The following is an 11,559-nucleotide window of genomic DNA, read 5'->3' as shown; positions in this document are numbered from 1 at the left end:
ACCGACACCCGCGCCGCTCCGGACATTCCACCCCAACGATCCGGGCGCACGCGGCGTCTGCCCTCGTGAAGGCGGTATTCGACCGCCGGCGTCCTCACGAAGGAGACAGGCAGATGCGCGCCAGAACGGGTGCAGCGGCAGCGGCGATCGCGGTGGCGGTCGCGCTGGGTACGGGGGTACCGGCGTGGTCGTCCGGGGGGACGGGGTCCGGCGGGGAGGGCGCCGACGCGACGGGCGGGACGGCTGCCGCGCCGGCGTCGTCCGCGACGGTCACCCTGATCACGGGCGACCAGGTCGATGTCGGGCGGTACCCCGACGGCCGCAGGTCCGTCACGGTGCGGCCTGCGGCGGGCCGCGAGGGGATCGCCTTCCAGAAGCTGGTCCAGGGTGACAGCGTGCGGGTGATCCCCGGTGACGTCGCGCGCCTCGTGCCTGACCGCCTGGACCCGGCCCTGTTCGACGTAACGGGGCTCGTCGCCGCCGGGTACGACGACGCGCACCGGGACACGGTCCCCGTCATCGTGCAGGACGCCGCGGTGGCGGACGCGGCGGCCACCCCGTCCGTCACCCCGGACGGGTCCGGTGCCGCGGCATCGGCCCGCCTCGCGCAGCACGACGAGCTCGACTGGGCGGCACTCGGACTCGAACCCGAGCGGAGCCTGCCGTCGGTCGGCGCCGTCTCGGCCGACCTGGACCGGGCCGCGGCCGCCGACCTGCTCGCGACGCTGGACCCGGCCCCGGCGGCCCGCTCGGCGGCGCCGGGCGTAGAGGCCGCACCGGCCGTCAAGGTCTGGCTCGACGGGCACGTCGAGGCGCTCGACGTGGGCTCGATGCCGCAGATCGGCGCGCCGGCCGCCTGGGACGCCGGGTTCACCGGCGACGGGGTGACCGTCGGAGTGCTCGACTCCGGCCTCGACGCGACCCACCCCGACCTCGACGACGTACTGGTCGGGGCACGCGACTTCACCGGCTCCGGGGACACCCAGGACCGGTACGGCCACGGCACGCACGTGGCCTCCATCGCCCTCGGCTCGGGCGAGGCGTCGGACGGCGACAACCGCGGCGTGGCCCACGGCGCCGACCTCCTGGTCGGCAAGGTCCTCGACGACTTCGGCGGCGGTGAGTCGTCGTCGATCATCGACGGCATGGAGTGGATCGCGGAGGCCGGGGCGGACGTGGTGAACATGAGCCTCGGCGAGTCCGAGCGCTACACCGACGGCACGGACCCGTTCTCGATGGCGGTCGACACGCTGAGCGACCGGTACGGGACGCTCTTCGTCGTGGCCGTGGGCAACGAGGGCCTGTACGGCGCCGTCGTCCCGCCGGGGGCCGCGAACTCGGCCCTGACCGTCGGCGCCGTGGACGATGACGACCAGGTCGCGTACTTCTCCAGCCGCGGACCGCGGGTGCGGGACTACGCGATCAAGCCGGACATCACGGCGCCGGGCGTCGAGATCGTCGCGGCCCGTGCCGCCGGCACCAACGAGGGGGAGGACGCCGGCCCCTACACGGCCTGGAGCGGCACCTCCATGGCCGCGCCGCACGTCGCCGGTGCGGCAGCCGTGCTCAAGCAGGCGCGCCCCGAGCTCACGGGCCCGCAGCTCAAGTCCGTCCTGATGGGCTCGGCCGTGCACACCAGCGGCGGGGCCTTCGACGAGGGCGCCGGACGCGTCCTCGTCCCCGCCGCGCTAGACCTGCCCGTGGTGCCGACGCCCGCCTCGCTGTCGTTCGGCGGCTTCGAGTACCCGCAGGAGGGCGCCTCCACGAGGACGCTCACCTACGAGAACCCCGGCGCGGCCGCGATCACGCTGGACCTCGCGGTCGAGGCGTCGGACCAGGACGGCGAGCCGCTGCCCGCCGGCGCCGTCACGCTGGACGCCACGTCCCTGACGGTGCCCGCCGGGGGCACGGCGGCGATCGACGTCGGCGTCGACCGGACGGCCGGTGCCGTCGAGCGCCGCTACTCGGGCGCGGTCACGGCCACGGACGCCGAGGGTCGCGAGGTCCGCACGCCGCTCGGCTGGTACAAGGAGCCCGACCTCGCCGACCTGGACATCCGGACGCTCGGGCGTGACGGCCAGCCGCACACCGGGTCCTCCAGCGTGCGCATCGTGAACGTGGACGACCCGACCCTGTTCGACCAGCACGGGGAGATCGGCCCCGAGGGCCTGGACCTGCGGGTGCCGCCGGGCCGGTACTCGGTCACGGGCTTCCTGTGGACCACCGACGAGGAGTACGTCGTCTCCGAGGTCTCCGCCGTGCTCCGGCCGGAGGTGACCGTCGCCGACGACACCACGGTCGTGCTCGACGCCCGCGAGGCGCGCGAGCTGAGCGTGTCCACCCACCGGCCCGCCGCGGTCCGGTGGATCGCGCTGGAGGACACCCGGACCACGGCGGCGGGCGACGACCCGTTCGGGTTCGGCACCCTGGTCGGGGCCGACGCGAAGGCGTACGCGACGCCGACCGATGCGCCCGTCGCGGTCGGCACGTACGACCTGCAGACCCACTTCGTCCTGGAGCAGCCGGTGGCGGCGGGCCGGGCGCCGTCGTACACCTACGACCTGCTCTACACGCAGGACGTCGTGGACACGTTCCGCTTCCGGGCGACGGCCCGGAACACGGCCGCGGTCGCGACCACGTACGCGTCCCTCGGCGCCGACCACGCCGCCGAGAGCGCCCGGGTCGGCACCGCGCCCGGTCACCTGTGGGGCTCGGCCCTGGGGAGCCCGGTCGCGATCCCGGGCCGGCGCACCGAGTACCTGAGCGCGAACGGTGTCGCCTGGGGCCTCCAGGTGTACACGGGCTCGGCGGACGACCCGCAGCAGGGCTGGTTCGACGCCCCTGCACGCACCTACGCGCCGCGGGAGAAGGCCCGGACCACGGTGGGTGGCGCCGTCCTGAGCACGCGTGCGGAAGCCGGAACGTTCACCGTCGCGGACGACACGCTCGGCCTCCGCCTCGTGCCGTGGAGCGACGCGGAGGGGCACCCGTTCGCCGGCTTCAACGGGCAGAGCACCCGCCTGCGGGTCTGGCAGGACGGCGAGGCCGTGCTCGACCGGACGCGGCCCTCGGCCGAGGTGGCGCTCCCCGCGGGCGGCGCCGACCACCGCGTGGTCCTCGACGCCCGCCACGAGTCCTCCTGGTGGGAGCGGTCCACGCGGACGCGGACCGAGTGGCGGTTCCGCGCGGCGCCGGACGCCGCCACCGGCCCGGCCGTGCTCGACGTCGGCTACGCGGTCAAGGGCGTCGACGCGCGCAACGCGGCACCCCGCGGCACGCGGGTCACGCTCACGGTCGGGCACCAGACCGGTACCCCGGAGGGCCGGTCCGCGAAGAACCAGGTGACGAACGCCCGCCTGTGGTGGTCCGCCGACGACGGCGCCACCTGGCACGCCGTCCCCCTCGCCGACAAGCGGGCCGGGACGTTCACCGGGCCGGTACGGGTACCGCGGGGCACCGAGCACGTCTCGCTCCGGGTCGAGGCGCGGGACGCGTCGGGCGGCTCGATCAAGCAGACGGTGATCCGCGCGTACGCCGTGCGCTGACCCGAGCCCGCGGCGCACGTGTCAGACGTACAGGTCCCCCGGGTGACCTGTACGTCTGACACGTGCGTCTCTCGGTGAGACTGTTACCCCGGCGCGCGAGCGGACATTCCAGTACGTGACGACCTTACGAAGTCTTCCCGACGGCGATCCCCCGTCGGACGAGGACCGGATCACCGAGCTCTGGCGCGCGTACGCCTGGCGCGTCCAGGCCTATGCCCTGCGCCACGTGGAACCGCACGACGCGCAGGAGGTGGTCTCCGAGACCTTCCTCGTCGCGTGGCGACGCCTGGCGAGCCTGCCCGGCGACCCGCTGCCCTGGCTGCTGGTGGTGGCGCGCAACGTGGTGCGCAACCAGCGCCGGGCTGCCCGACGGCGTAGCGCGGCCGAGGGGGAGCTCGTCCGCCTGGCGCGCGTCGCCCGGGCGGCAGACGACACCGTGGCGACCGTGAGCCGCCGCGACTCGATGATCGCCGCGCTCCTCCGGCTCGCGCCGAAGGAGCGGGAGGCGCTGCTGCTCACCGGATGGGACGGGCTCGCACCGGCCGACGCCGCGCGGGTCGCCGGATGCTCGGTCGCGGCGTTCAAGATGCGGCTGTCGCGAGCGCGCCGCCGGCTCGAGTCCGAGAGCGCGGAGCCGTCGACGTCGTCCGCGACCGGCGAGCGCCGCTCGAACCCTGGGGCCGGCCCCGCAGGTGTTGTGGCCGACCCGGCCGTGAGGAGGGCACGATGAACCGCACGAGGTACGACGACCTGCTGGAGCTCGCACCGACCAAGGCCGTGGACGGCACCGGCCTGGAGGTCGCGCGCGCGGCCTTCGAGCGGGGCCGCTGGCACGAGCAGGCAGACGGGATGCTCACCATGGGCGGCCGGGGAGGTCCCTTCGTGTCGGGCCCGCGCCGCGCGTGGAGCGTGGGACGGGTCCTGGTCCTGCTGACCGCGACCGTGCTGCTGTTCGGGGCCGGGGTGGTCGGGACGGTGCTGCTCAATGACGTGGCGCAGCCGGCGGACATGGGCCCGCAGGTGGAGTCACCGGATCCCCGGACGGGTCCCACCGCCTCGCCGTCGCCCACGGCGGAGGACAGGGCCGCGGAGGACGTCACGGCGGCGCGGTGCGACGGTCCCGGCTCGAGCCTCGACGGTTCCCCGGTGATCCTGCCGTCCGAGTGGTCCGGGGTGCTCGACCACGGCTGGATGCTGCCGGACGTCCCGGTGACGGCCGCGCCGAGGCTGCACAGCGCGCCGGTGGAGTGCGCGGTACGGACCGCCGTCGTCGTGTTCGCCGATGCGGCAGACGGCCGGGCCGTGGCCGTGTACCCGGGCAAGATGGGTGCGGACCTCCCTGATCCACGCGCGTCGTTGGACCGGGCCGAAGTGGAGACACTCCCGTCGGGGGACCACTACGTGGTGTGGAGCGACGAGCTCGGAGATCCCTGGTACGCCCACGCCGGCGGCATCTCGGTAGAGGAGTTCCGGGCGATCCTGAAGTCCCTCACCTACGGCCCCGACGGTTCCGCGACGGGTCCCGCGCCGGACGGGTTCGAGCAGGTCGGGGTACCGGAGGTGGAACCCGGGACCACGATCTACCTCTGGCAGATGTGGCACGACGAGGCGAACTCGTACCTCTGGGTGACCTGGCCGGTCACGACGCCGATCGAGGCCGGCATCGCCGACGGGAGCAACCACGAGGCGGTCGAGTTCGACGGCGGTGTCGCCCTCTACGACGAGGGCGTGTCGAGCACGGGTTCCAACCCGCCGAGCCTCCGGTGGGACAAGGACGGCGCCCGCTTCTGGCTCCTGGACTCCGGCGCTGACCTGGAGACGCTCAAGGAGCGCGCGCGTTCCGTCCAGCCCCTCGAGCTCGACGATCCACGGCTGACGCCCTTCCTGGACCGCTGACCCACCACTCCGAGGCACGTGTCAGACGTACAGGTCCCCCGGGTGACCTGTACGTCTGACACGTCCGTGGCCGTTGGTCGGTGTAGCCTCCTGCGCGAGATGAGCGAGCACGTGACCAGCGACGACAGCGACCTCCCCGCGCCCGCTGAGAGCATCCCGGGAGCCCGGACGCCGCGCACCGGCAAGCCGCCCATCCGGCTGATCTACGTGCCCGGGCTGGGCGACCGGATGCCGCCCCTGGTGCACCTCCAGCGCGAGGCGCTGCGCACCTGGCGCGCCCTCGGCGTGCGCACCACGATGTTCCGCGTGCGCTGGTCGTCCGACGCCTCGTTCGAGGAGCGGCTGGACCGGCTCGACGCCCTGGTCGAGCAGTTCGAGCAGCGCGGCGAGCGGGTCGCGCTCATGGGCGCGTCCGCGGGCGCCGGCGCGGTGCTGGCCGAGTACGCCCGACGCCGCTCGATCGTCGCCGTCGTGATCATCGCCGGGAAGTTCCTCGAACCCGAGGACATCATCAAGCCCGTGCTCGAACGCAACGCGCCGTTCGCGCAGTCGCTGTCGACCGTGCCGAAGCTCCTGGAGGAGCTGGGCCCCGACGACCGGGCCAAGATCTTGAGCCTCCGCTCGGCGCGCGACGGCGTGGTCGACGACGAGGACACGCTCCTGGAGGGCGCCGTCAACGAGACGATGCGCGTGGTGGGGCACGTGATCGCCATCGGCTACGCGCTGATGTTCCGCGCGCGGCGGGTCGTCCGGTTCCTGCGCGAGGTCGTGACGGACTGACCCGGAACCCCGCCGTTCCGGGGCCCGGGGTGCTAACGTGTCTCACATCGTGAGCACTTTCCTCTGTTCCTGCTGTCGCCGCTGAGCGGTCGCCCAACGGGCGACCCCCTGGCGCGTCTCCTCGCGCCGCCGACAGCAGCTCCTGCTCACCATGCATCCCCGTGCACGCGCACCGGGCTCCCGCACTCCTCCGTCCGGAGGTCTCGGAGCACACGGGCGAGGTCTCGTCGATGCCGGGGCGGTCGCCGTCGGCGCACCCCACCCGGCACCCTCGAAAGGACCCTCCCATGCCCGGCATCCCCGTACTCGACCTCTCGCTGCTCGACGGCGGCCCCGACGACCAGGCCCGCTTCCGCGACGAGCTGCGGCGCGCGACCCACGAGGTCGGCTTCTTCTCCCTGGTCGGCCACGGCGTCCCGCGCGAGCTGATCGACCGCGCGTACGCGACCGCCCGCGAGTTCTTCGGCCTCCCCGAGGAGCAGAAGCGCGCGATCGAGAACGTGCACAGCCCCCACTTCCGCGGCTGGACTCGGATGGGCGGCGAACGCACGCTCGGCCGCGTGGACCAGCGCGAGCAGATCGACATCGGCGCCGAACGCCCGGCCGTCCCGGCCGGGCCCGGCGTCCCCGACTACTGGGTCCTGGAGGGCCCCAACCTGTGGCCCGAGTCCCTGCCCGCCCTGCGTGAGGTCGCGGAGGAGTGGCTCAGCCGGCTCGACGGCGTCGCCACGCGGCTGCTGCGCGCCTGGGCGGAGTCGCTCGGGGCGCCGTCCGACACGTTCGACGCCGTGTTCGAGCGGCCCTCGCCGCACCTGAAGATCGCCCGCTACCCGGGCGTCGAGGCCGCGGCGCCCGCGCAGGGCGTCGGCGCGCACAAGGACCTCGGCGTGCTCACCCTCCTCTCGGTCGAGGACGGCAAGGCCGGCCTCCAGGTCGAGAAGGACGGCGAGTGGCTCGACGTCGTGCCGCCCGACGGCGCGTTCGTGGTGAACATCGGCGAGCTGCTCGAGATCGCGACGGACGGCTACCTCAAGGCGACGCTGCACCGCGTGGTGTCCCCGGCGGCCGGGACCGAGCGCATCTCGATCCCGTACTTCCACGGGCCGGCACTGGACGCGACGATCCCGGACGTCGAGCTGCCGCCGGACCTCCGTGCGGAGGCCCCCGGTGTGACGGCGGACCCGGCCAACCCGCTGCACGCCGTGTTCGGCGACAACTGGCTCAAGAGCCGGGTCCGCGCGCACCCGAACGTGGTCCAGGCGCAGCACCCGGGCCTGCTGCAGCAGGCGTGAGCACCTCGCCTCCAGCACGTGTCAGACCTACGGATCCCCCGGGTGACCTGTGGGTCTGACACGTGGCACGGGGTAGCGCGCCTTACGGATCCTTCAGGAACAGTGCGTGTCCGGGCTCTTGTCCGTGGCGCCCCGGCGTCCGCAGAATCTGGCCATGACGACCACCCAGGACACCTCCGCCGCCGTCGCCCACTTCGCCGGCCGCCTCGCCTTCGAGACCGACGTCAGCGACGTCCACGCCGCGCTCGCCGGGGGCAGCCCGTTCACGCTGGTCGACGTGCGCTCCCCGGCCTGCTGGGACCAGGGGCACGTCCCGGGCGCGGTGCACCTGCCCGGCGGCAAGGTGCGCCTGCGGGCGGAGCAGACCGTCGACCGGGACAAGCCCGTCGTCGTCTACTGCTGGGGTCCGGCGTGCAACGGCGCCACGAAGGCTGCCCTGGAGTTCGCGAAGCTCGGCTACCAGGTCAAGGAGATGATCGGCGGCTTCGAGTACTGGGTCCGGGAGGGCTTCGCCTACGAGACGGCGACCGGCCCGGTGCAGCCGGAGGTGGACCCGCTGACGTCCCCGATCTGACGCGGCCGCCGCGAACCGCGTCGAAGCGCACTTCGCACTCGGACGGCGGGCGGAGCGTCAGGCCGGGCGGTAGCGGTTCTCCGGGCGGCCCGTCGTGCCGTACCGGGGCGTCACCTGCGCGTATCCCTCCGTGACCAGGTGCTCCAGGTAGCGGCGGGCGCTGACCCGCGACATGCCGACCACCTTCGCGACCTCGGCTGCCGACGCGTCCCGGGCCACCGCCCCGGCCTCCCCGCACAGCCCCGCCAGCGCCTCCCGCACCAGGTCGCGGCTCCGGGACGACAGTCCCTTGGGCAGCCGGTCGACGGCGGAGCGCGATCCGGCCAGGAGCTGGTCCACCTCGTCCTGGTCGAGCGTGTCCTGGGCGCGGCGTACGTCCTCGCGGCGCTGCCACACCTCGTCGAGCCGCTCCCGCAGGGCCGCCGACGTGAACGGCTTGACCAGGTAGGCCACCACGCCGCCGGCCATGGCCTGGCGCACGGTGCCGAGCTCGCGGGCGGCGGTGGTGGCGACGACGTCGACGGGAGGACCGGGCAGGTGCCGCAGCTGCCGCAGCACGTCGAGCCCGCCGAAGTCGGGCAGGTGCAGATCGAGCAGCACCAGGTCGGGACGCAGCGCGGACGCGAGACGCAGCGCGTCCGCGCCGGTCCGCGCCTCGCCCACGACGACGAACCGGGGGTGGCTCTCCACGAAGCCCCGGTGCACGGTCGCGACGACCGGGTCGTCCTCGACCACCAGCGTCCGCGCCGGCTCGGTCACGACTTCCCCTCCACCGCGCCCGCGGCAGCGCCGGCACCGACGCCGGCACCGACGCCCGCTCCCACATGCTCGACGGCGGCCGGCACCGGCAGCTCGACCCGCACGCACGCCCCGCCGAGGTCGCCGGTGCCGATCACCACCTCGCCGTCCCACCGGTCCACGACCCGCCGGACCAGGGCCAGGCCGATGCCGCGGCTGTGCTCCCGGTCGCCGGGCACCTTGGTGGAGAACCCGGCCCTGAACACCTGGTGGTGCAGCTGCGCCGGGATGCCCGGGCCGTCGTCGTCCACCTGGAGCACCAGGTGCGGGCCCTCTACCCGGAGCGTCACCCGGACGCGGCCCTCGGGCCGCGCGGCGTCCACCGCGTTGTCGATCAGGTTGCCGAGCACCACCAGGGCGTCGGTGTGCAGCGACGAGTCGTCGGGGCCGGCCGGCGCGTCCAGCGCGGAGTCCTCGGAGACGTCGAGGGTCGCGCCCCGCTCCCGCGCCGTGATGGTCTTCACCAGGAGCAGGGCGGCGACCTCGGGGGACCGCACGCCCGGCGCGACGGCGGACGCGGTGAGCAGCCCGCCGTAGCCCGACCGCTCGATGAAGGCGACCGCCTCCTCCGTGCGGCCCAGCTCCAGCAGCCCCGAGATGACGTGCACCGTGTTGGCGAACTCGTGCGACCGGGAGCGCAGCGCGTCCGTGAGGCCCCGGGTCTCCAGCAGCGTCGCGATGTCGTCGGGCTCCAGCAGGTAGATCCGGCGGCGCACCAGCCGCGTCACCCAGGCTGCGCAGAGCGCCCCCACGATCGCGGCGGCGCCCAGCGTGCCGAGCAGCCAGCCCCGGTCGTCGTTCAGGTCGGCCCGCAGCTCGGACTCCAGGATCCCCACGCTGGCGGTGCCGATCACGGGGGCGGGCGAGGAGTCGTCGGCGGCGTCGCCGAACACGGGCACCTTGACGCGCCACGACGTGCCGAGCGTGCCGGTCTGCGTGCCCGTCCACACCCGGCCGGACAGCGGCACGGACGGGTCGGTCGACACGCGCTGCCCGATCTGGTCGGGGTCGGGGTGGGAGTAGCGCACGCCGTTCTCGTCGGTGACCACCACATAGGTGACCTGCGACGCCTCGCGGATCACCTCGGCGATCGGCTGGATCGTCGCGGACGGGTCCTTGTCGTCGAACGCGTCGTGGATGGCGGGCAGGCGCGCCACGGACTGCGCGACCCCGGCCATCCGGTCCACGTACGCCTCACGGAGCTGTCGTTCCTGCAGGGCGGAGGCCACCAGCCCGGTCGTGCACACGAGCACGAGCACGATGACGACCTGCAGCACCAGCAGCTGCGCCCGGAGCGTCATCGCTCTCTTCACGGACGCAAGTGTGCACCGGGTCACAGCCCGCGCGGTAGCCGCCCGGCGTGACCGAAACGACCACAACCTTTCTTGCGACCAGAACCAGGGCCCCGCGACCCGCCCTCCCTACGCTCTCGCCGAAGTGGTCCGAGAGGCCGGCGAAGCGGCCGGCTCCGGTACCCGCATCCGCTCAAGGAGGAGACATGCGCATCATCCGGTCCGGGGCTGCCCCCGTCGGAATCGTCCTGGCCCTGGCCCTCACGGGCTGTTCGATGCTGGAGTCGAGCGGTGGTGGCGGCGACGCCGCCATCGACGAGCTCAGCATCGTGGTCCCCGCAGGTCCCGGCGGCGGCTGGGACCAGACCGGCCGCGCCATGCAGGCCGACATGCAGGAGGAGGGACTGGTCGGCTCCGCCACCGTCACCAACGTCGACGGTGCGGGCGGCACCGTGGGCCTGGCGAACATCGCCACCGAGACCGACCCGAACACCCTTCTGGTGATGGGCCTGGTCATGGTCGGTGCCGTCGAGACCAACGAGGCCCAGGCCCGTATCGAGCAGACCACCCCGATCGCGCGCCTCACCGAGGAGCAGGAGGTGATCGTGGTGCCCAAGGAGTCGGACTACCAGACCATCGACGACCTCGTCGGCGCCATCACCGAGAACGGCAAGGAGGTCGCCATCACCGGCGGCTCGGCGGGCGGCACCGACCACATCCTCGCCGGCATGCTGCTCCAGGCCTCGGGCATGCCGTCGGAGAACATCGCGAGCAGCCTCAACTACATCGCGTACTCCGGCGGCGGCGAGTCCCTGGCCGCGCTGCTCGGCAACAACGTCGACGCCGGCATCTCCGGCGTCAGCGAGTACGCCGAGCAGGTCCAGGCGGGCGAGCTGCGGGCGCTCGCGGTCTCCGGCGCCGAGCGCGTCGACGCCCTCCCGGACACGCCCACCCTCACCGAGGCCGGCTACGACGTCGTCCTGACCAACTGGCGCGGCGTGGTCGCCCCGGGCTCGATCGACGACGCCGAGAAGGAGGCGCTGACCAGCGCCGTCACCGAGCTCGCCGAGTCCGACGCCTGGCAGGCCACGCTCGAGGAGAAGGCCTGGGACGACGCCTTCCTCGCCGGGGACGAGTTCGACACCTACCTCGACGGCAACATCGCCGAGATCAAGACGGTGCTCAAGGACATCGGGCTCGTCAGGTGACCAGCGACAGCACGGCGCCCGGCGCGCCCGTACCACCCGGCGGCGGGGGGGCGGGGGGGCCCCCGACCCCCCGCGCCGCCCGGCCAACCCCGCCCCCCCCGGGGGGGGCGGGCGGGGGGGCCGGGGAGTGGGGGGGGCCCCCCCGCCGGGGCCGGGGGGTATAAAAAAAAAAAC

At 73.9% G+C, this 11,559-nt stretch carries 9 protein-coding genes; 7 read left to right on the top strand and 2 right to left on the bottom strand.

Annotation, left to right across the window (positions count from 1 at the left end; genetic code table 11):
- The first annotated feature begins 113 nt into the window (after positions 1–113).
- The 6 genes from ACFU5G_RS10890 (at position 114) to ACFU5G_RS10865 (ending at position 8,087) form a co-directional block, all read left to right on the top strand.
- Positions 114–3,545, top strand: a complete 3,432-nt coding sequence (locus ACFU5G_RS10890) for a S8 family serine peptidase (RefSeq protein ID WP_377243614.1) — start codon at positions 114–116, stop codon at positions 3,543–3,545.
- Between the two features lie 115 nt (positions 3,546–3,660).
- Positions 3,661–4,275 carry an RNA polymerase sigma factor gene (locus ACFU5G_RS10885; RefSeq protein WP_377243611.1) on the top strand — a complete coding sequence of 205 codons (615 nt, stop codon included), beginning with the start codon at positions 3,661–3,663 and terminating at the stop codon, positions 4,273–4,275.
- Entirely contained in the window at positions 4,272–5,441 is a 1,170-nt protein-coding gene (locus tag ACFU5G_RS10880) for a hypothetical protein (RefSeq protein ID WP_377243608.1), read from the top strand. Before ACFU5G_RS10885 ends, ACFU5G_RS10880 begins: the two co-directional genes overlap by 4 nt.
- A 99-nt stretch (positions 5,442–5,540) precedes the next feature.
- Positions 5,541–6,221, top strand: a complete 681-nt coding sequence (locus tag ACFU5G_RS10875) for a hypothetical protein (protein ID WP_377243606.1) — start codon at positions 5,541–5,543, stop codon at positions 6,219–6,221.
- A gap of 287 nt (positions 6,222–6,508) precedes the next feature.
- Complete coding sequence (locus ACFU5G_RS10870) at positions 6,509–7,513, top strand: isopenicillin N synthase family dioxygenase (protein ID WP_377243603.1); 1,005 nt, start codon at positions 6,509–6,511, stop codon at positions 7,511–7,513.
- A gap of 154 nt (positions 7,514–7,667) precedes the next feature.
- Complete coding sequence (locus ACFU5G_RS10865) at positions 7,668–8,087, top strand: rhodanese-like domain-containing protein (protein WP_377243600.1); 420 nt, start codon at positions 7,668–7,670, stop codon at positions 8,085–8,087.
- Between the two features lie 57 nt (positions 8,088–8,144).
- On the opposite strand, the gene ACFU5G_RS10860 is transcribed toward ACFU5G_RS10865, so the two are convergent.
- Entirely contained in the window at positions 8,145–8,846 is a 702-nt protein-coding gene (locus ACFU5G_RS10860) for a response regulator (protein ID WP_377243597.1), read from the bottom strand.
- Positions 8,843–10,198, bottom strand: coding sequence for an ATP-binding protein (locus ACFU5G_RS10855; RefSeq protein ID WP_377243594.1), 1,356 nt, complete (start codon positions 10,196–10,198; stop codon positions 8,843–8,845). The genes ACFU5G_RS10860 and ACFU5G_RS10855 overlap by 4 nt, the downstream gene beginning before the upstream one ends.
- A gap of 185 nt (positions 10,199–10,383) precedes the next feature.
- On the opposite strand from ACFU5G_RS10855, the gene ACFU5G_RS10850 reads away from it, so the two are divergent.
- Complete coding sequence (locus ACFU5G_RS10850; RefSeq protein ID WP_377243591.1) at positions 10,384–11,385, top strand: Bug family tripartite tricarboxylate transporter substrate binding protein; 1,002 nt, start codon at positions 10,384–10,386, stop codon at positions 11,383–11,385.
- Positions 11,386–11,559: the final 174 nt, after the last annotated feature.

The organism is Promicromonospora sp. NPDC057488 (assembly GCF_042802395.1).
Classification (GTDB): domain Bacteria; phylum Actinomycetota; class Actinomycetes; order Actinomycetales; family Cellulomonadaceae; genus Promicromonospora.
The sequence above is the reverse complement of the archived record's forward strand: the minus strand, read 5'-3'. Positions and strand labels throughout refer to the sequence as shown.